Annotated in this window: 21 protein-coding genes and 1 tRNA gene; 2 read left to right on the top strand and 20 right to left on the bottom strand. The window is 60.0% G+C overall.

The features are described 5' to 3' along the window. Window positions 1-19 precede the first annotated feature (19 nt). The gene (locus EKH79_RS14915) at window positions 20-739 is read left to right on the top strand and encodes a CerR family C-terminal domain-containing protein (protein WP_126674623.1); all 720 of its coding nucleotides are present in this window, start codon (window positions 20-22) and stop codon (window positions 737-739) included. Between the two features lie 128 nt (window positions 740-867). Here EKH79_RS14915 and EKH79_RS14910 read toward each other — a convergent pair whose 3' ends face one another. Beyond that, the gene (locus EKH79_RS14910; protein ID WP_126674622.1) at window positions 868-1155 is read right to left on the bottom strand and encodes a hypothetical protein; all 288 of its coding nucleotides are present in this window, start codon (window positions 1153-1155) and stop codon (window positions 868-870) included. Between EKH79_RS14910 and EKH79_RS14905 the strand changes: the two genes are divergently transcribed. Next, window positions 1154-3337, top strand: coding sequence for an alpha-glucuronidase family glycosyl hydrolase (locus EKH79_RS14905; protein WP_126674621.1), 2184 nt, complete (start codon window positions 1154-1156; stop codon window positions 3335-3337). The genes EKH79_RS14910 and EKH79_RS14905 overlap by 2 nt on opposite strands. Window positions 3338-3371: 34 nt before the next feature. Here the strand turns inward: EKH79_RS14905 and EKH79_RS14900 are convergent, their stop codons facing one another. The 19 genes from EKH79_RS14900 to EKH79_RS14810 all read right to left on the bottom strand — a co-directional run bounded on the left by EKH79_RS14900 (window position 3372) and on the right by EKH79_RS14810 (window position 20243). Beyond that, complete coding sequence (locus EKH79_RS14900; RefSeq protein ID WP_199754344.1) at window positions 3372-4763, bottom strand: epoxide hydrolase family protein; 1392 nt, start codon at window positions 4761-4763, stop codon at window positions 3372-3374. Window positions 4764-4993: 230 nt separating this feature from the next. Further along, a tRNA-Lys gene (locus EKH79_RS14895) sits at window positions 4994-5069 on the bottom strand. 76 nt (window positions 5070-5145) lie between these two features. Beyond that, a complete protein-coding gene (gene queC, locus EKH79_RS14890; RefSeq protein WP_126674620.1) occupies window positions 5146-5826 on the bottom strand; it encodes a 7-cyano-7-deazaguanine synthase QueC in 681 nt (226 codons plus the stop codon). An 86-nt stretch (window positions 5827-5912) separates the two neighbouring features. Beyond that, the gene (gene queE, locus EKH79_RS14885) at window positions 5913-6611 is read right to left on the bottom strand and encodes a 7-carboxy-7-deazaguanine synthase QueE (RefSeq protein WP_126674619.1); all 699 of its coding nucleotides are present in this window, start codon (window positions 6609-6611) and stop codon (window positions 5913-5915) included. A 4-nt stretch (window positions 6612-6615) separates the two neighbouring features. Beyond that, window positions 6616-7485, bottom strand: a complete 870-nt coding sequence (gene ybgF / locus EKH79_RS14880; RefSeq protein ID WP_199754343.1) for a tol-pal system protein YbgF — start codon at window positions 7483-7485, stop codon at window positions 6616-6618. Beyond that, window positions 7485-7994 carry a peptidoglycan-associated lipoprotein Pal gene (gene pal / locus EKH79_RS14875; protein WP_126674618.1) on the bottom strand — a complete coding sequence of 170 codons (510 nt, stop codon included), beginning with the start codon at window positions 7992-7994 and terminating at the stop codon, window positions 7485-7487. Before pal ends, ybgF begins: the two co-directional genes overlap by 1 nt. Before the next feature lie 259 nt (window positions 7995-8253). After that, window positions 8254-9573 (bottom strand): Tol-Pal system beta propeller repeat protein TolB, encoded by a 1320-nt coding sequence (gene tolB, locus EKH79_RS14870; protein WP_126674617.1) that lies wholly within the window; start codon window positions 9571-9573, stop codon window positions 8254-8256. Between the two features lie 8 nt (window positions 9574-9581). After that, window positions 9582-10523 (bottom strand): cell envelope integrity TolA family protein, encoded by a 942-nt coding sequence (locus EKH79_RS14865; protein ID WP_126674616.1) that lies wholly within the window; start codon window positions 10521-10523, stop codon window positions 9582-9584. Beyond that, window positions 10510-10956: a protein TolR gene (gene tolR, locus EKH79_RS14860; RefSeq protein ID WP_126674615.1), complete on the bottom strand. Its 447-nt coding sequence runs from the start codon at window positions 10954-10956 to the stop codon at window positions 10510-10512. The genes EKH79_RS14865 and tolR overlap by 14 nt, the downstream gene beginning before the upstream one ends. A gap of 15 nt (window positions 10957-10971) precedes the next feature. Next, window positions 10972-11661 (bottom strand): protein TolQ, encoded by a 690-nt coding sequence (gene tolQ, locus EKH79_RS14855; protein ID WP_126674614.1) that lies wholly within the window; start codon window positions 11659-11661, stop codon window positions 10972-10974. Between the two features lie 55 nt (window positions 11662-11716). Further along, window positions 11717-12130 (bottom strand): tol-pal system-associated acyl-CoA thioesterase, encoded by a 414-nt coding sequence (gene ybgC, locus EKH79_RS14850; protein WP_126674613.1) that lies wholly within the window; start codon window positions 12128-12130, stop codon window positions 11717-11719. After that, on the bottom strand, window positions 12120-13169 hold the full coding sequence (gene ruvB / locus EKH79_RS14845) for a Holliday junction branch migration DNA helicase RuvB (protein ID WP_126674612.1): 1050 nt from the start codon (window positions 13167-13169) through the stop codon (window positions 12120-12122). Before ruvB ends, ybgC begins: the two co-directional genes overlap by 11 nt. 129 nt (window positions 13170-13298) lie before the next feature. Continuing rightward, window positions 13299-15200 (bottom strand): potassium transporter Kup, encoded by a 1902-nt coding sequence (locus EKH79_RS14840; protein ID WP_233590339.1) that lies wholly within the window; start codon window positions 15198-15200, stop codon window positions 13299-13301. A 3-nt stretch (window positions 15201-15203) separates the two neighbouring features. Then, window positions 15204-15800, bottom strand: coding sequence for a Holliday junction branch migration protein RuvA (gene ruvA / locus EKH79_RS14835; RefSeq protein WP_126674611.1), 597 nt, complete (start codon window positions 15798-15800; stop codon window positions 15204-15206). Then, window positions 15797-16318, bottom strand: a complete 522-nt coding sequence (gene ruvC, locus EKH79_RS14830) for a crossover junction endodeoxyribonuclease RuvC (RefSeq protein WP_199754342.1) — start codon at window positions 16316-16318, stop codon at window positions 15797-15799. Before ruvC ends, ruvA begins: the two co-directional genes overlap by 4 nt. Window positions 16319-16355: 37 nt before the next feature. After that, complete coding sequence (locus tag EKH79_RS14825; RefSeq protein ID WP_126674610.1) at window positions 16356-17090, bottom strand: YebC/PmpR family DNA-binding transcriptional regulator; 735 nt, start codon at window positions 17088-17090, stop codon at window positions 16356-16358. A gap of 76 nt (window positions 17091-17166) precedes the next feature. Next, complete coding sequence (locus tag EKH79_RS14820; RefSeq protein ID WP_126674609.1) at window positions 17167-17808, bottom strand: alpha/beta fold hydrolase; 642 nt, start codon at window positions 17806-17808, stop codon at window positions 17167-17169. A gap of 170 nt (window positions 17809-17978) precedes the next feature. Continuing rightward, window positions 17979-19751: an aspartate--tRNA ligase gene (gene aspS / locus EKH79_RS14815; RefSeq protein WP_126674608.1), complete on the bottom strand. Its 1773-nt coding sequence runs from the start codon at window positions 19749-19751 to the stop codon at window positions 17979-17981. Between the two features lie 195 nt (window positions 19752-19946). Beyond that, window positions 19947-20243, bottom strand: a complete 297-nt coding sequence (locus tag EKH79_RS14810; protein ID WP_126674607.1) for an FmdB family zinc ribbon protein — start codon at window positions 20241-20243, stop codon at window positions 19947-19949. Window positions 20244-20312: the final 69 nt, after the last annotated feature.

Genomic DNA, 20312 nt, shown 5'->3' with positions numbered 1-20312 from the left:
TGAGCCGTAGAGAAGCCGAATGAGCCAAACCAAGCGCCCCCGTCGCCCACCGGCCGGCGGCTATGCACGCGGCGACGAAACGCGCCAGCGGATCATTACTGCGGCGGTAAAACTATTCGGCGAGCATGGCTTCGCCGGCGCCTCGACACGCGATATCGCCACTGCCGCTGGCGTCAACGCGCCAGCCCTGCAGTATTACTTCGAGAACAAAGAGGGGGTTTATAAGGCCTGCGCCGAGTACATCACCAACGATCTCAAAGCCCGCTTCGCACCAGCCATGCGCCAGGCCAGCGATGCGCTGAAGAGCGATGCCGGCATGGATGCGATGATCGACGCCTACGTCGCCATCCATGCGGCGATGTTGGACTCCGTGCTCATGCAACCCTTCGCGTCGAACCGGCGCCTGTTCGTCGCCCGCGAGCTCGGTGATGAAGAGCCGTCCATGGCTTCCAAGATGCTGCATCGGCGCTTGAAGCAACCGCTGAACAAACTGATCATCACCTTGCTTTCGCGCATTACTGGCACCGGTCCCAATGATCCGTTGACACGCATCCGATTGCTTGCGCTGAAAGGTCAGATCATGCCGTTCTATCATCCGCCGGGTGCTTGCCTGGACATGTTGGGATGGAAAGAAATCGATGCCGCCAAAGCCGCATTGATCAAGACGGCCATACTCAATCAGACGCGCACGCTGCTGCAGGCTTGGGGTAACGAGCAAAGCGCTAACCGTTCCAACTGATAGCGCTGTGTCACACGGTCCATTGCGGCATAGCCTTCGCTAACGCACAAGCAGTGAGCCCTATTTACCCTTCCTCATCTGCAAACAGCTAGATGGCATCCTTGTCAGCGCGATGGTTCCCCGGTAATTTAAATGGTAGCGCTAACATAACCATCCACGAGGGATGTATGGGCCCTGTTGTCGGACTCGATGATGGCACTCAGAACGTCGAGCCTTTCGCGCACCATGCTGAGGCTCGTCCAGGCATTGCCGCTGAGATCCCGTCGCTCACAATGATCGCGAACGACGATGCCGGCCCTGCGCAAAAATCCGAATGGTGCCTTGAGGCGGTTCGCGAGTGCTTTATAAAGTTGGACGCCGATTTTCGTGCACCGATCGTCGCCAGCGGTCAAAGCCCTGGGCAGCGGCAATCCCATGCGAAATAAATCCCCTCGTCATCGCTGGCTGTCCCGAGCCTTCGCGCTCGCCATATTGATCGTTGCCTCCGTTCTGCATGTGACGTCTGCGCGAGCTGAAGACGGCTACGAACTGTGGCTGCGCTATCACCCGCTCACCGCCGGGCAGGCAACTATCTACCGCATCGACGCTTCGCAATTGGTCATGGGTTCCGCGACACCGACTCAAAGGGTTACCCGCGAAGAATTGCAGCGCGGCTTGCTTGGATTGCTTGGGCAGGCTCCGTCCCTCTCCGATACCGTCACACGTGATGGCGCGATCATTGTCGGCACGCCCGCATCGTCACCGCTAATCGCGCGCCTGCGGCTGGATACCGCCGATCTGGGACATGAAGGTTATTTGATCCGCCACGTAAACGTGGACGGTCACGCCGCAACCGTCATCATTGCAAATGACGACATCGGTGCGCTGTACGGCGCGTTCCATTTTCTGCGTCTGCTGCAGACCGATCAGCCCATCGCCCATCTCGACCTGCGCGACTCGCCACGCGTGAAACTGCGCGTGCTCGACCACTGGGACAATCTGGACGGCAGTGTCGAACGCGGCTATGCCGGCACCTCGATCTGGGATTGGTTCAAACTTCCCGATTGGCTCGCTCCGCGCTACACCGACTATGCACGCGCGAATGCATCGATCGGCATCAATGGCGTGGTGCTGAACAACGTCAACGCCACACCTCAGATCCTTACGCCCGTGTATCTGGAAAAGGTGGCGGCGCTGGCCAACGTATTTCGACCCTATGGCATCCGCGTCTATCTCAGCGCTCGCTTCAGTGCGCCGATTGAAATAGGTGGATTGAAGACCGCCGATCCGCTCGATCCGCAAGTACAACAATGGTGGCGCACGAAAGCGGGCGAAATCTACAAACTGATTCCCGACTTCGGCGGTTTCCTCGTCAAGGCCAACTCCGAAGGTCAACCCGGCCCGCAGGACTACGGGCGCACGCATGCCGATGGCGCCAACATGCTTGCCGATGCGCTCGCACCACACGGTGGTGTCGTGATGTGGCGGGCCTTTGTGTATTCACAGTCCGCTTCGGCAGACCGCGCCAAACAGGCGTACGACGAGTTCAAATCGCTCGACGGTCACTTCCGCGCCAACGTGTTGTTGCAAGTGAAGAACGGGCCGATCGATTTTCAACCGAGAGAACCCTTCAACCCGCTGTTCGGTGCGATGCCGAAGACGCCGCTGATGATGGAGTTCCAGATCACGAAGGAATACCTCGGCTTCGCGACGCATCTGGTCTATCTGGGCCCGTTGTACGAAGAGGTGCTATCGGCCGACACCATGACGCACGGCAAGGGCTCCACCGTCGCGAAGGTGATCGACGGCACGCTGGATAACCACACGTTATCGGGCATCGCTGGCGTCGCCAACATCGGCACCGACCAGAACTGGAGCGGCTCGGTTTTCAATCAGGCGAACTGGTACGTGTTCGGCCGTCTGGCGTGGAATCCCACGCAGTCATCGCGTGCCATCGCCGACGATTGGGTGCGGATGACGTTCACCAACGACGTTGCCTTCGTCAAACCCGTGGTCGACATGATGATGGGTTCGCGCGAGGCAGCTGTCGATTACATGACGCCGCTTGGCCTGCATCACCTGATGGGCCCCGGCCACCACTACGGCCCTGCCCCGTGGGATGCGAGTGAACCGCGCGCGGATTGGCGGCCCGTTTACTACCATCGCGCCGACAGCGAAGGCATCGGTTTTGATCGAACCCGAAGCGGCAGCGATGCCGTAGACCAATACGAACCCTCAATCGCTGCACAATTCAACGATGTGAAGCAGACGCCCGAAGAGCTGCTGCTCTGGTTCCATCATGTCTCATGGGACTACCGCATGCGCTCTGGTCAAACGCTGTGGTACGAGCTGGTGGCGCATTACACGCAAGGCGTCGACCACGTGATGCAAATGCGCGAAACCTGGAGTCGTTTGGACGGCTATATCGATACAGAGCGATACCAACAGACCGCAACCTTCCTCGCCATCCAGGAAAGAGAAGCGCAGTGGTGGCGTGACGCCTGCATCGCCTACTTCCAGAGTATTTCCGGCCGCCCGCTACCGCCGGGCTTCGCACCGCCGCAGCACTCACTCAAATACTACGAGTCCCTTTCATTTCCCTATGTACCGGGGCATTGAGAGCTCGAACTCTGCCGACGACGCTCGTTCACCACTATTTTTCTCGCAACGGCCTGAATGACGTCCTGATTTCGTCGACGAACAGCTGCGGCTGTTCCCACGCTGCAAAGTGGCCGCCCTTGTCAAGACGGTTGTAATGAATGAGTTTGGGATATGCCTTCTCTGCCCAGCTCTTCGGCGCCGCATAAATTTCATCCGGGAATACACTCACCGCAACCGGGATCATGACGTGCTTCGGCTCGAAAAAGGCGAGCTTGTTTTCCCAGTAAAGACGGGCCGACGACACTGCGGTATTCGTCAGCCAATAGAGGGTGATGTTGTCGAGAATGTCATCCTTCGAAAGACCTTCGGTTTGACCGTCAAAGACGCGCGTGATGAGCGCGTAGCTGGCCGCATCATGATCGAGCATCCAGGCGGCAAGGCCGACCGGCGAATCTTCGAGTCCATAGAGCGTTTGCGGGCGATTCGTCATCTCCTGCGCATACCCCAGCCCGTGCTTATAAAAGAAATCAAGCTGCTCGTACGCATGCTTCTCGTCGGGTGAAAGACCGGCTGGTGGCGGTCCACCCGCCGCAAGGTCCTTGGCGATGTCGTCCGGCACGGTGGCAGGCATATTGGTGTGAATGGCGAGCAATTCTGGCGGCGCCTGCACGGCCATCTGTTCGGTTACTGCATCACCCCAATCGCCTCCTTGCGCCACAAAATGCTTGTATCCCAAGCGCTTCATCAGCACCGTCCATGCGCGCGCAATATGCTGCGGGTCCCAACCGGTAGTTGTGGGTTTCCCTGAAAATCCGTAGCCGGGGAGCGACGGTATCACTACGTCAAATGAGTCTGATGCGTTGCCCCCGTGAGCCGTTGGGTTCACCAACGGATCGATGACCTTCATCTGCTCGATGATCGAACCCGGCCAACCGTGGGTGATGATGATCGGCAATGCGTTCTTGTTCTTCGAACGAACGTAGATGAATTGAATGTCCACGCCGTCGATGGTTGTCACGAATTGCGGCAACGCATTCAATCTCGCTTCGACCTTGCGCCAGTTGTAACTCGACTGCCAATAGCTGGCGAGTTTCTTCATGGTGGCGAGCTGCACGCCTTGCGACGCATCCGTGACGGTCTCCTTGTCGGGCCACCGTGTTGCGGCAATCCGACGATGCAAATCCGCGAGTGCCGCGTCCGATATGTGGATTTTTGGAAAAGGCCGGATGGATGTGTCATCGGGTGATTGCGTGGCGGCCGCTTGACCACTCGCACCGGCACCCATCGCCAAGACTGAAGTGACTTCGTTACCTGTCGACGCGCCACTTTGCATGGGCGGACCAGCGGCGGGCGCCATGGTCGGCTGGAAAATACTGATCGCACCGGCAATCGCGGGCACTGCCAGAAATAGAAAACGATTCGATCGCTTCAACTCTGAAACCATGACGATAACCCTCCTTCGATTCTTCGGTGGGCCGACGGTCTTGTGCGTCAACAGACGCTTCCGAGAGCCTGCGCTAATCCGAGGGTGACCGTCTATGACGCTTTGGTATCGCGACGTCATCTTCGACGCCTATGTTGCGAAGCACCTGTTCCCAATCACGCGCTGCCCGTCGGGGCCGCATGTCGGACATAAAAAAACCCGCAAAGCCAAGCGCTCTGCGGGTTTCGAATTGGTGGGCCGTGACAGATTCGAACTGTCGACCAATAGATTAAAAGTCTACTGCTCTACCGACTGAGCTAACGGCCCGAAAGCGGGTGGATCGGCTACTTGAAAAATAGCTAGCCCACTATTTTAAGGTCTGGCTGCCGAGGGCACAAGCAAATCACGCATACCGCGTTGGATCGGGCAGCCCTGCCTCGCGAAAACCCTGTGCGCGCAGTCGGCAGGCATCGCAATGACCGCAGGCGCGGCCTTGGGCATCGGCCTGATAGCAGCTGACGGTCTCGGTGAAATCCACGCCCAGGCGCTGGCCTTCGCGGGCGATATCGGCTTTGCTCATGGCCATCAGGGGTGCGTGAATGCGGATGCCCGCACCTTCCACGCCCGCCTTGGTCGCGACGTTGGCGAGTTTTTCGAAGGATTCGATGAACGCGGGACGGCAGTCGGGATAACCCGAATAATCCACGGCATTCACGCCACACCAGATGTCTGTGGAACCAAGCACTTCGGCCCAGCCGAGCGCAATCGACAGCATGATGGTGTTGCGCGCGGGCACGTAAGTGACCGGAATGCCCTCGCCGCCCTCTTCCGGTACGTCGATATCCGCGGTGAGCGCGGAACCGCCGATGCTGCGCAAATCCACGTGCACGGTTTTATGTTCGACCGCGCCAAGCATGTGCGCGACGCGTGCGGCCGCTTCCAGTTCCGAACTGTGGCGTTGTCCGTAGGCAACGCTCAAGGCATGAATCTGATAGCCCTGCTGCTTGGCGATGGCCAGTGTGACGGCCGAGTCCATGCCTCCAGAAACGAGGATGACGGCCTTGCGAGGATGAGTTCCTGACATGGGTAAATTCCAAGCGACTGAATCGACCGGTCACCGGCCGGGAAGCGCTACCGGCAACACAGGCCGATGCGCGTTAAACGGGTAAATCAGTGTCCCGGTGCGTCCTGCCACAGCAGCTTGTGCAGCTGCAGCTGGAAACGTACCGGCAATTTGTCTTCGATAATCCATTCGGCCAGCGCGCGCGGCTCGACGGCGCCGTGCACTGGCGAGAACAGCACCATGCAACGTTTGTCGATCGCGTGTTCGGCGACGACATCGCGCGACCATTCGTAATCGGCGCGGCTGGCAATCACGATCTTTACCTGATCGTGCGGCAGCAGATGATTGAGGTTGGTCCAGAGATTGCGTTTGCTCTCGCCGGAATCGGGTGCCTTCAGATCCATCACTTTGCGCACGCGAGGATCGACATCGGAAACGTCGATGGCTCCGGATGTTTCCAGCGATACTTCGTAACCTTCGTCGCAAAGTTTTCGCAACAGGATCAGGCAACGCTTCTGCGCGAGCGGCTCGCCGCCGGTGACACATACGTGCTTCGCGCCGTGCGAAGCGACCTCGGCGAGAATGTCGTCGATATCGCGCCAATCCCCACCGTAGAACGAATATTCGGTATCGCACCACACGCAGCGCAGCGGACAACCGGTGAGACGCACGAACACGGTGCGCCAGCCGATCGCATCGGCCTCGCCTTGAATCGAGTGGAAGATTTCGGTGATGCGCAAACGCTCGGCGGCGGATGCAGCCGACGTGGTGTTTGCCACGTTTGCGTCACTCGCATTCACGGCCATGACCTCAGTGTGCCGGTTGCTGCGAAAGCCGGGTCAGTCGTTCCTGAGCGAGCTTGGCAGCATTGGAGCTGGGATACTTGGCGATCACGGATTTCAGTGTCGCGGCACCCGCGTCGGTTTGCTTCATCTGCAATTGGCTGTAACCGAGCTTGAGCAACGCATCGGGTGCTTTGTCGCTCTGCGGATATTGGCTCAACAGATGATTGAAGGCTTCCACCGCGACCTGGTAGTTGGTCGTGGCGTAGTACGACTCGCCCAGCCAGTAAAAGGCGTTGGGGGTGAGCGAATCGTTCGGGTATTTCTGGATGAATTCGCGAAATCCCCGGGACGACGCGACGTAATCGCCCGCCTTGAGAGATTTGAAAGCGGCGTTGTAGGAGGTCGTGGCGCCAGCCTTGTCCGCGGCCGATTCGGCGGGAGCCGTTGGCGCAGGAGGTGGCGTTGCCGGTGCAGGACCTGCGACTGGAGCGCCAGGGGTCGTGGCAACGGGTGTCGTCGCGGCCGATGCGGGTCCGTTCGCAGCAGGCGCCGGATTGGCAGAAGCACCACCTTTTTCCAGACGGCCGACGCGGCTATCCAGATCGGTGTACTGCGCCTTGCTCTGATCCTGCAACTGCTGCAACTGATGCTGCAGTTCTTCGATCTGGCCTTGCATCTGCTGCATTTGCGATTGCATCTGCTGCAGCTGGTTGACCTGGGCCATGCGCGTCTGGTTCTGGCCTTGCGATTGCTGTTCAAGCCGGGCAACCCGGTCGGACAGACTCAGCGGCGAGGAATCCTGCGCATGCGCGGAGGCCATAAACAACATGGCGGACGCCAAGGCGCCCGCCATGCCGATGCTGACCGTGAAGCGTTGGGCCAGCTTAAACGTCATTACTCAGCGGTATAGACGATATTGACGCGACGATTCTTGCTCCAGCAATCCTCGTTGTGTTCGCGGCAAACCGGCTTTTCTTTGCCGTAGCTGATGACGGAGATCTGGCTGGCCGAACCACCGTTAGCCTGGAGCGCGCTGGAGACAGCGTTGCCACGGCGCTCGCCGAGGCCCAGGTTGTATTCGCGCGTACCGCGCTCGTCGGTGTTGCCTTCCAGACGCATCTGGGACGTCGGGCGATCCTGCAGATACTTGGCATGGCACTGCATGATCTGCTGGAATTCCGGCTTCACTTCGTCCTTGTCGAAGTCGAAGTAGACAACGCGCTGACGCAGGCAAGCGTCAGTGTCGAGGTCAGCCGGGGTGTACTTGCCGGCGCCGCTGTTGGCCGGGGCTTGCTCAACTGCCGGCTGTTCCTGCGGCTGGGGCTTAACTTCCTGCTTCTTGCTACATGCGGCCGCGCCCACGCAGAGCAGAGCGACCAGTGCGATACGAACGGTCTTATTCATGGTGACGTTCCTTCAAACGGGTTTGATTTCCGACAGTCAATGACGATTGCGGTTACGGGACAGTTTTCGCCGGTGGACCGGCTGTTCTGATTATTTTTCTTACAGCTTCAACTTACGGCCACGCATTGTACTGCACAGGCCAGTAAAGGGGGCGATGCAAAAGCACCGCTCCCTATGGCCGGAACACAAACTAAGGCGTCCCGGACCCCTCCTCGGGTCATCCGGTTACGACCCTTCGGGGGCGCAGCCGGACAAAAGTTCAGTTTTTGCGATAGGGACCCCACGCCGGCTGGCGAACATCGCCATTGGCCAAGACCAGACGCTGCCGGACCATGCCGTCATCCGACACGGCATAAAGCACGTCCGGAGATCCGTCGGCGGCGTAGATCAGCATGCTGGCATTGGGTGCGAAGCTCGGCGATTCATCGATCGGGCCGGTAGAGATGAAACGCACCTGGCCGCCAAGGCTCTGATCCATAATGGCAATACGATACACGTTCCCATCGGCCTGCACCATGGCGATCTGCTTGCCGTCATAGCTGACGGCAGCATTGAGATTTTGCTGACCCTGGAAGCTGACGCGCTCCGGCGAACCGCCGCCAGCCGAAACGCGATAGATCTGCGGGCGGCCCGAACGGTCGGAAGTGAAATAGATGCTTTGGCCATCCGGCGACCAGACCGGCTCGGTATTGATGGCCAGACCTTGAGTGAGACGCGTTTCCGCGCGGGAACCCAGGTCCATTACGTAAATCTCGGGGTTGCCCGTGTAGGACAGCGACAACGCAAGCTTGGTGCCATCCGGCGACCAGGCGGGCGCACTGTTGATGCCCTTGGCGCGGCCGGAAACCAGCTGGCGTGCACCGGTCAGGATGTTCTGGATATAGACGGCCGAATTGCCGCTTTCAAACGATACGTAAGCAATACGCGAGCCATCCGGCGACCACTTCGGCGACAGCAATGCCTCGTGCGAACGCGCCACCACCTGCGGGTTGTAGCCATCGGAGTCGGCCACGATCAGCGAGTAAGTCTGGTTGGCACCCGTGCCTACCGAGGTGATGTAGGCAATACGCGTCCAGAATGCGCCCGGAACATTTTCGATCTGCTGATAGATGGCATCGGCAATCTGATGCGCGACGCTGCGCAGATCGCTGACCTGTGCCGGCGGCATGGCGTTACCGAGCAAACGCTGCTGGCGGTTCACATCCCACAGTTCGTATTCAACGGAGACTGCACCGTTGCCCGCATCCTTGATGCGGCCGATGACGATGTAATCCTGCTTGAGCAAACGCCAGGTGGCGAACTTGATGTCCGAACCCTGGCTGGGTTGTTCGACGATTTCGCTCACCGCCAGCGAGCGGAATTTGCCGCAGCGGTTGAGGTCGTTGCGAATTACGTCGGCCACGTCGGTCGGCAGCGGCGAACCGCCTTGCTGAGCGAACGGCACCACCGCGACGGGTGTTGCTGTTTTCAGGCCGCCGACGATCTGCACGTTGAGCGTCTGTGCCACGGCGGGGCCCGCGACAAGGCCTGCCATCAACAGCAGGACGAGGGAAAACATCGATCGAAATGATCTGCGCATGGGCTTACTCACTGCGGGGTGAAGGTGAAAGTAATTTCACGCTGGAATACGCTTTCAAAACCTTTGTAAGGCAACGGCTGCGCACGCAGCACGGCATTTTCCACGGAACGTTTGCCGGCATCGTCATACGGGCAATTGCCGACGACTTTCGCGCTCATGACGTTGCCGCCGGGCAGCTGCACGATGTCCACGGTGCACGGAACGTTCGGCATGTTATCCGGCCGAGTCCAATTCTGTGTGACGGCGTTCTGAATAGCCGCCGCGTATTGGGACCTCAGATCGCTGTTTGCAGCGTTGTTGCCGCTCTGAGGTTGATCGGCATTGGGCAAGTCGGGCCTACCGTTGGGCTGAGCGTTTTTCAGGTCCGCCAGCTGCTGTTTGGCCTGCTTGGCTTTGCTGTCCGCCTTCTGCGTCTGCGCTTGCGCCTGATCCATCTGCTTGAACAGCTGATCGACCTTTTCCTGCTCTTCCTTGCGCTTGGCCGCCTGGGCGTCCAGATCGGCCTGGCGCTGACGTTCCTTCTCTTCCTGTTCTTTCTTGGCGTCGTCGGCTTTCTGCAAGGCGTCCTGCACCACACGCTCCTGATCCGTGACATCCGGATGCTGGGGCGGCGGCGGCAACTGCTGGACCTTGGGCGTTTGCGGCTGCGGAATCGGCGGCGGCGGCACGGCCGGTGGCGGCGGTACCGTGTTGGGAACCGGTTTGACGTTGGCAGACTTCGGCGGCGGCGCGGCTGTATTGCCGATCAACGTCGCCTCGATCGGCTTGCCTGTCAATTGCAAAGGAGGCGGCGTGCACGTGATTGGGTTGGGCAGATGCAATGCCGTCAGGAACGCGTCATACGACGTGCACGACAGCGTCGCAAGAAACAGAAACGCGACGATGCCCAGGTGAAGGACGGCAGAAAGCACCACCGCAAGCGGGGTGCCCTTGGCGTTACGGTCGTCCATTCGGATTGCCCGACTCCGGCGCGCTCATCAAACCCACCTTGGCCACGCCTGCCTGCTGCAGCAAGGCCAATACCTGATACACGCCTTGGTACTTGCCGTCGCGATCACCGGCGACGAGCACACTGACGTCCGGATTTTGCTGCACGAACGCACTAACTTTGACTTTCAGCGCATCCGCATCGATCGGCTCTTTCTTTTCGGTGCCCAGAGTCAGGTACATCTGTCCCTGGCTGTCGACCGAAACGATCACCGGATCTTTCTTGTCGTGCAGCGACTTGGCATTCGCCTGTGGCAGATTGACGTCCACGTTCGCGTTGAGCATGGGCGCGGTGACCATGAAGATGATCAACAGCACCAGCATCACGTCGATGTAGGGAACGACGTTGATCTCCGACTTCAGCTTGAAGCGCTTGTGACGGGCAGAACTACGCATGACCGCACTCTCCGCTTAGTTGGTCGCGTCGTCGATCTGGATCTGACGCTGCAGCACCGACGAGAACTCTTCCTGGAACACTTCGTAGCGCGAGGCAACGCGCTCGACCTTGTTGGCATAGCGGTTGTACGCCCACACCGCGGGAATCGCGGCGAACAGACCCATCGCGGTAGCGATCAGCGCTTCGGAGATGTGCGGCGCCACCACGGCGATGGTGACGTCCTTCATCTCGCCCAGGCCCTGGAACGCACCCATGATGCCCCACACCGTACCGAACAGACCGACGTACGGACTGATCGAACCGACGTTGGCGAGAAATTCCAGATTGCGTTCCAGCGCGCCGATTTCCTTGGTACCGGTCACGCGCATTGCACGTTCGGAACCTTCCACCACCGTGCGCATGTCCAGGCCACGGCGCTGACGCTGACGGACGAATTCGCGGAAGCCCGACTCGAAGATGTTTTCCATGCCGCCGTTGTCGCCGCCGTTGTTGCTCACTTCACGGAACAGCTGTGCGAGATCGGCGCCGGACCAGAAGCGTTCTTCGAACGATTCGGCGTTCTCCATCGCAGCTTTCAGCTGCGAATACTTGCGGATGATGATCACCCACGACATGAAGGAGAAGAACAGCAGCACCAGCAGCACCCCTAGCACCGGCAAGCTCGCGTCTCGGAGCAGCTCAAATATGTTCAGTCCACTGTTCATGGTTTGGGGGTTCTCCACCACATTGATATGTAAAAGCGTTGGTTCGGGATCGGGGTCAATCCCGGATCAGGCCGGCCGGAATGGGAGCGGGCCGCATACGTTTGAGATCCACGCACGCCGCACGCACTTGCGCCTCGATAAGTCGCGTTCCATCCGTCGCCCTGCTTATCGTTTGGGTGAACAGGATACTGGCTGAACGCTTCTCTTTGACTTCCACCGTAACCGTCAGTTCATCATCTAGCAGGGCTGGCCGGAGGAAGTCGATTTCCATCCGGTGGACCATGAAAGCCAGCCCGGTGGCTTGTTTGAACGCCAATTGGTCCACGCCAAGCCCACGCAGCCACTCGGTGCGGGCACGCTCGAGAAAGCGCAAATAGCTCGCGTGGTAGACCACGCCGCCGGCATCCGTGTCTTCCCAATAGACGCGGACCGGCCAGGCGAAAACATTGCCAGCCGTCTCAGACGTCATTGTCGCCAGAGCCAAACAGATCGGCAGCCTGCGGCTGACGGGGCGGCGGCGTGAGGCCAAGGTGACGCCAGGCTTTCGCGCTCGCCATGCGACCGCGGGCCGTGCGCACCAGGAAACCCTGCTGGATCAGATACGGTTCCACCACATCTTCCAGCGTGCCGCGATCTTCGCTGAGTGCAGCCGCCAGCGACTCGACACCCACCGGGCCCCCGTCGAAATTTTCGATGATGATGTTGAGCAGACGACGATCCAGTTCGTCGAAACCTTCCGCATCGACCTTCAGCATATTCATGGCCGCTTGTGCGACGTCATACGTGATATGACCGTTTGCGCGCACTTCTGCGTAGTCGCGCACGCGACGCAGCAAGCGATTGGCGATACGCGGCGTGCCACGCGAACGGCGCGCGATTTCCTGTGCGCCATCCAATTCGCAAGCGATGCCAAGAATGCGCGCCGAACGACGCACGATGGCGGTCAACTCTTCCGGCGAATAGAACTCCAGGCGCAACACGATGCCGAAGCGGTCGCGCAGCGGCGCGGTCAGCAAGCCGGCGCGCGTGGTGGCGCCGATCAGCGTGAAAGGCGGCAGATCGAGCTTGATCGAGCGTGCGGCAGGGCCTTCGCCGATCATGATGTCGATCTGGAAATCTTCCATCGCCGGATACAGCACTTCCTCCACTACCGGCGAAAGGCGATGAATTTCGTCGACGAACAGTACGTCGTGCGCTTCGAGGTTGGTCAGCAGCGCGGCCAGATCGCCGGCGCGTTCCAGCACGGGGCCCGACGTCGAGCGCACATTCACGCCAAGCTCGTTGGCGATGACGTGACTGAGTGTTGTCTTGCCGAGGCCCGGTGGCCCGAAGATCAGCACATGATCGAGTGCACCACCGCGCTTTTTCGCCGCCTCGATGTAAATCGACAGCTGCTCGCGCACCGCCTGCTGGCCGAGGTATTCGCTCAACCGTTTCGGACGGATAGACGCCTCTAACGCCTCGTCGTCGAGCTGGGCGGCTGAGGTGATGATGCGATGCTCGGTCATGGGGACATTATGGCAGGTGATGGCGAACGCTGCCCGTCAGGATGACCTGCGCAATGTCTGCGGTAGCGATGGCGTGAAGGCATGCACGATGCGCATGCCCTCAATAGCCCGGCGATTCGCAGCTTCTTGTCAGATCTCGACCTGCGTTCCCAGCTCGATCAGACGGTTGCCGGGAATCTGGAAGAACGCCGTGGCAGGCAACGCATTGCGCGACATGAAGGCGAACAGCCGATCGCGCCACAGCGCCATGCCAGGACGGCGCTTGTCGGCGACGACGTTCTCGCGCGAGAGGAAGAATGTCGTATCCATCAAATCGAACGGCAGACCGCTCTTTGCACAACGAGAAAGCGCGAGCGGAATATTCGGATCTTCGGCAAAACCGAAGCGAAGCTCCAGACCGTAGAAGTTGCCATCCATCGTTGTCAGATGGATGCGTTCCTCGGCATCCGCAACCGGTGTTTCCAGAACTTCCACCGTCAGCATGACATTTCGCTCATGCAGCACTTTGTTGTGCTTGAGATTGTGCAGCAAAGCGTGCGGCACCGAATTCTGATTCGCCGTAAGGAACGCCGCCGTGCCCGGCACGCGTAGGGGCGGATGTTCGGTGATGTTCTCGATAAACGGAACCAGCGCCAGACCACCCTGCTTGATTTCGCGCACCACCAGTTCACGGCCGCGGCGCCAGGTCGTCATCACGATGAACACGGCAAGACCCAGCACCAGCGGGAACCAGCCGCCGTATTCGACCTTGATGAGGTTGGCGGTAAAGAAGGACATGTCGATGATCAACAGAACCGTACCGGCGATGATCACCACTGGCATGCTCCAACGCCACTGATGCCGCGCCACGAACAGCGCCAGCACCGTCGTGATCGTCATCGTGCCCGTCACGGCGATGCCGTATGCCGCACTGAGGCTGTCGGAGCTGCGGAAGCCGATCACCGCCACCAACACCATCACCAGCAGGAAACTGTTCACCCATGGCACGAAGATCTGGCCGGACATTTCACGCGAGGTATGCACGACCGGCATGCGCGGGGAGTAACCCAGCGACATCGCTTCGCGCGTCATCGAGAACGCACCGGAAATAACTGCTTGCGATGCGATGACCGTCGCCGCCGTTGCGAGCGCAATCATCGGATAGAGCAACACCGACGGCACCGTCTTGAAGAACGGATTGTCGATCGCATCCGGATGCGCCAGCAACAACGCACCCTGACCGAAATAATTGAGGATCAGTGCGGGCAATACAAAGTTGAACCATGCAAGACGAATCGGACGTTTGCCGAAATGTCCCATATCCGCATAGAGCGCTTCGGCACCAGTCAGTGCCAGCACGACACCACCGAGCGCGATGTACGCCTTCACACCATGCGTAAAGAAGAAGCGCACGCCGTACATCGGATTGATGGCATATAAAACATGTGGGTTATCCAGCACCATCCGGCCACCCAGCACCGCAATCGTGATGAACCAGATCACCATGACCGGACCGAACATACGCCCCACATGTTCAGTGCCGTGACGCTGAACAGCAAACAGAAAGAACAGAATCACCGCCGTCACCGGCACAATCCAATGCGCAAGGCCGGGCGCCGCAACCTTCACGCCTTCTACCGCAGACAACACCGAAATCGCGGGCGTGATCACACCGTCGCCGTAGAACAACGACGCACCGAAAATACCGACAATCGCCAGCAACCAGCGCGTTCTTGGCTTATCGCGCACGGCGCGCAGCGCAAGCGCCATCAACGCCATGATGCCGCCTTCACCTTTGTTGTCCGCGCGCATGATGAAGGTGACGTACTTCAGCGAGACCACGATGATCTGCGCCCAGAAGATCAACGACAGCACGCCGTAGATGCTTTCCGGCGTCGGATGCATGCCATCGTGGCTCAGCGTCGTCTGCAAGGTATAAAGCGGACTCGTACCGATATCGCCGTACACGACGCCAATTGCGCCCAATGCCAGGGTGGCCAATCGACGCTTCGAATCCGCGTCGCTTATGCCTTGTTGAGTGTCGTGACCCACGTATTAACTCCCGAGTGCGGCGCGCAGCGCCTTACGGATAATGGTTTCGGCGCTGTCACCTTGAGCGGCGACCTTCTGCACCAATCGGGTAACTTCGGCCGGCTTGTAGCCAAGCTGTTGCAGCGCCACGGTGGCTTCGCCGGCAGGATCGAGCGGCGCGCTAGATGCCGAGGCAAGCCCCGAAACATGTGTTCCAAGCGCATCCACGCGATCGCGCAATTCAACCACGATGCGCTCGGCCGTTTTCTTGCCGATGCCGGGAATCTTGGTGAGCGCCACCACGTCGCCAGCCTGCACCAATCGCGCGAAATCCTGCGTGGAAACACCGGACAACACGGCCAGCGATATTTTTGCGCCGATACCGCTAACTTTTTGCAGATTGCGGAATAATGTGCGCTCGGATTCGTGCAGAAAACCGTACAGCGCCACGCTGTCTTCCTTCACCGCATAGTGCGTGAGCAGCGTGACTTCCTTGCCGGTTTGCGGAAGGTCGTAAATGGTCGACATGGGCGCTTCAAGCTCATAACCCACACCACCGACTTCCACCAGCAACCACGGCGGTTGCTTGGAAATGAGAATGCCACGAAGCCGGCCGATCATCGGCGGCGTCTCCATGCCGTGCGCGGAATACCCACGCGCTCGAGGCTGGAACGTGTATGCGCATGTGCGACGGCAATGGCCAGTGCGTCCGCGGCGTCGGCCTGGAGCGGCCCTTTCAAGCCGAGCAGAACGCCGATCATGTGCTGCACCTGGGTCTTGTCGCTGCGACCGCCACCCACGACCGATTTCTTCACTTCCGTTGCCGCGTATTCGTGCACTGCGATCCCCTTGTTGACCACCGCGCAAATCGCGGCGCCTCTCGCCTGCCCGAGTTTCAGGGCCGAATCGGCATTGCGCGCCATGAAGACGCGCTCGATACCGCATTCGACCGGACGATGCTCCGCAATGATGTCACTGATGCCATCAAAAATGCGTTTCAGGCGAAGGGGAAACGTCTCTTCGCCTACGACGACCAGCGCATCATGAAAAACATGTGACAGCTTGCCGGCCGCATCGACGTCGATAATACCGACGCCGGTGCGCTGACTGCCTGGATCGATGCCTATGATGCGGATCATTGCTTGAGAAGTCGGCGTGGAAAGCTGAGGCAGCCGATCAACCCGCCGCCTCAACCGGCAACGCGGCGTTGTGATAAACCTCGCTCACGTCGTCGAGCGAATCGAGCTTTTCAAGCAAATCGTTCAGCGTTTCCAATGCTTCGCCGGTCACGGCAACGCGATTGTTCGGACGCATCACAACACCGGCATGCTGCGCATCCAGCTTCGCTTCGATCAGCGCCTGCTGCACGGTTTCAAAACTTTCCGGCGAGCACAACACGGTGCTTTCGCCGTTTTCGTTGATCACATCATCGGCACCTGCTTCGAGCGCCGCTTCCAGCACTTTCTCTTCGGCCGCTTCGTTTCCGTGCGTGGCGAATACCAGTTCGCCGCAACGGGTGAACTGAAACGCTACGGAACCGTTGGTGCCGAGATTGCCACCGTGCTTTGTCAGCGCATGGCGCACGTCAGCGACAGTGCGTGTCGGGTTGTCGGTAAAGCATTCGATGATGAGCGCAGTACCCGCCGGGCCGTAGCCTTCGTAGCGGAGCTCTTCCATCTTCGCGCCGCCATCGGCGCCCGAACCGCGCTTGATCGCGCGCTCGATCGTGTCCTTGGACATATTGGCGGTCAGCGCCTTGTCCACGGCCGCGCGCAGGCGCGGATTGAGGTTCGGATCGGCCACGCCAGCGCGGGTGGCAACGGTAATTTCGCGGATCAGCTTGGTAAACACCTTGGCGCGCTTGGCGTCTTCAGCGTTCTTGCGACCTTCGATGGACGGGCCTCTACCCATGACGATTCCTGACTGAGATCCAATGACAAGCGGGCGATTTTACTTCATCCCGAGGGGTGACTCGGCAATTCGGGCGTCAGACCGCGGCCAGGACGGACGGATCGAAGCGGCCTTCGCGCAGAAATTGGGTCGTAAGCCGCACCACATCGGCCGATAGGAGCAAGCCGGTGTGGCTGGTTTCGACCACGCAGTGGCCAGTCAGGCCCGGCAGACGGGTCTCGTCCACCGCCACGGTGCCATCGTGCTCGCCTTCGATATGGCTGAGCATCGCACCCAGCCCGATCGGCATCCGGCCAGCCACCATGCCCACTTCGCGCGGACCGCTCCAGGCATCGAACCCCTGTTCGAGTAGATCCCGGTTGTGACCCAGCAACACCTCGCTACCGCGCCCCCAGCTGGCGAACGCACGCGCCGCCGAACTGCCCTTGAGCGGCGAGCCGAGGCAGACGATGCGGCCGGGCGGAAGATCTTTCGCATCCAGGCAGGCGCGAAGTGCAAGCAGACCACCAAGACTGTGCCCGACGAGATGCACCGGCTCCGGCCCGTATTCGGTCATGCCCGCGCGCAATCGCGCGAGGATGTGCTGCTGCGTCGCGGCCACGCTCATGTAGTCGAAGCGATGAACGCGATAGCCCTCTTCCATCAATCGCCAATGCAGGAAGCCCAGCGCGAAACCGCGCATCCACAGGCCGTGCAGAAGAATGATGTGTTCGGTCATCGACTAAAACGTTCCGCTATGCGATCAAGCCCAACATGTGATCCCTTCTCCCTCCGGGAGAAGGTGCCGGCAGGCGGATGAGGGTCCGGCCGAAGCGATACACCGAACCCTGACGCAAGTATCGCACCCTCACCCCAACCTCTCTCCCGACGGGAGAGGGGCTATCGGCATCATGCTTTGTTGGCGTCGGTTTTCGCTACCGCGACATGCAGTTCTTTCAGCTGCGCGTCGCCCACTACGGACGGCGCGTCGGTCATCAAATCCTGAGCACTGGTGGTCTTGGGGAACGCAATCACATCGCGAATCGATTCCGTGCCAGCCATCAACGCTGCGATACGGTCGATACCAAACGCCAGACCACCGTGCGGCGGTGCGCCGAGCTTCAGTGCCTTGAGCAGGAAGCCGAACTTCATCTCCGCTTCTTCCGCGCCGATGCCGAGCAGTTCGAACACTGCACTCTGCATGTCCGGACGATGAATACGGATCGAACCGCCGCCAATTTCGTTGCCGTTGAGCACCATGTCATAACCGCGGCTCACAGCCGTCGCTGCATTCGCACGCAAGTCGGCGATGTCGTCAACCTTCGGCGCGGTAAAGGGATGATGCAAGGCGACGAAACGCTTTTCTTCGTCGTCGTATTCGAACATCGGGAAGTCGGTAACCCACAGCGGTTTCCAGCTGTTTTCGACCATGCCACGATCCTTGCCGACCTTCAGACGCAATGCGCCCATGAAGTCGGTAACAGCTTTCCACCTGCCTGCGCCGATAAACACCATGTCGCCCGTTTGCGCACCGGTTGCCTTGAGCACCGCATCGAGTGCGGCATCGTCAAGGAATTTCACGATCGGCGAATTGACGCCTTCGCGGCCCTTGGCGAGATCTTCCACCTTGATCCACGCAAGACCTTTCGCGCCGTATTTGGCGACGAATTCGGTGAGCAGATCGATCTCCTTGCGGCTGAGCGTTGCACCGCCCGGCAAACGCAATGCGGCGACACGACCTGCCGGATCGTTCGCCGGCTCGGCAAACACCTTGAATTCGACGTGCTTGAGCGCGTCTGCAACGTCCACCAGCTCCAGCGCGATACGCAAGTCCGGCTTGTCCGAACCGAAGCGGCGCATCGCCTCGTCCCACGTCATGCGCGGGAACGTCGCAGCAAGCTCGACGTCCATCACTTCCTTGAAGACATGGCGAATCAGCGCCTCGACGAAATCCTGCACGTCTTTTTCTTCGACGAATGCAAATTCCAAATCGAGCTGCGTGAATTCCGGTTGGCGGTCGGCGCGCAGATCTTCGTCGCGGAAGCAACGCGCGATCTGATAGTAACGATCGAAGCCGGCCATCATCAAAATCTGCTTGAACAGCTGCGGCGACTGCGGCAGCGCGTAGAACTGGCCCGGATGCACGCGGCTGGGCACCAGGTAATCGCGCGCGCCTTCCGGCGTGGCCTTGGTGAGAATCGGCGTTTCGATGTCCTGGAAACCACGCGCATCGAGATAGCGGCGCAGCGCCTGCACGAGCTTGATGCGCGTGCGCATCATCGTCTGCATCTCGGGACGGCGCATGTCGAGGTAGCGGTACGTCATCCGCATGTCCTCGTTGGGGTTCTCGTGCAGCGCGAACGGCAGATCCTTCGCGGCGTTGAGAATTTCCACCTTCTCGGCCAGCAGCTCGACCGTGCCGGTCTTGAGCTTGTCGTTGGCAGCAAGGCGCTTGCGGATGGTGCCGGTGACGCGCACGCAATACTCGTAGCCGAGCTCGCCGGCCGTGGCGAACGCCGCCGCGTTATCGCGCTCGATCACCACCTGGGCGAGACCTTCGTGATCGCGCAAATCGACGAACGCGACGTGGCTCTGAAGACGAAGGGTGTTGACCCAGCCGCACAGGGTAACGGTCTGACCGACCAGCGACTCGTTGATAAGGCCGCAGTAATGCGTGCGCATGCGCTTGAAACTCCGGGCCGCCCAGGCGGCAAAAGCGTGGAAAAGACCCGGAATGTTAACACCCTTGCGCGCCAACCCCTCCCCCTGCCGAAGCAGGGGGAGGTTGGGAGGGGGTGGTTTGCGCTTGCGGCAAAGTGGGGGCTCGACCCCACCCCGCCCCCCCCCTACTGCACGTCGGGGAGGGAGAGAATTTTGTCAGCTTGAGGCAGCGGGCTTGCTTTCAGGCGCCGGCGCCGGTGAAGCAGCTGCAGGGCTTTCGGCCGGCTTGCTGGTTGCACCCTCACCCGCCAGATTCCGCTTCTTGTCGCCGTCTTTCTTGAAGTCGGTCTCGTACCAGCCGCCGCCAGCAAGCCGGAACGATGGCGCGCTGATCTGACGCTGCACCTGGGGCGCACCGCAGCTGGGGCATACCGACGGATCGGCATCGGACAACTTCTGCAGCCGGTCGAAGCGATGACCGCAGGCGTTGCATTGGAATTCGTAAATGGGCATCGATCGACTCCGCTCTTGCCACCGGCCGTAGCCGTGGCAGTCCGTCATTATCGGGCCGTAAGGCCGGAT

Origin of the sequence: Dyella dinghuensis (assembly GCF_003977615.1) — a bacterium.
Classification (GTDB): Bacteria; Pseudomonadota; Gammaproteobacteria; order Xanthomonadales; family Rhodanobacteraceae; genus Dyella_B; species Dyella_B dinghuensis.
Note: the sequence above shows the minus strand (reverse complement) of the source record. Positions and strands in the feature narration are given on the sequence as shown.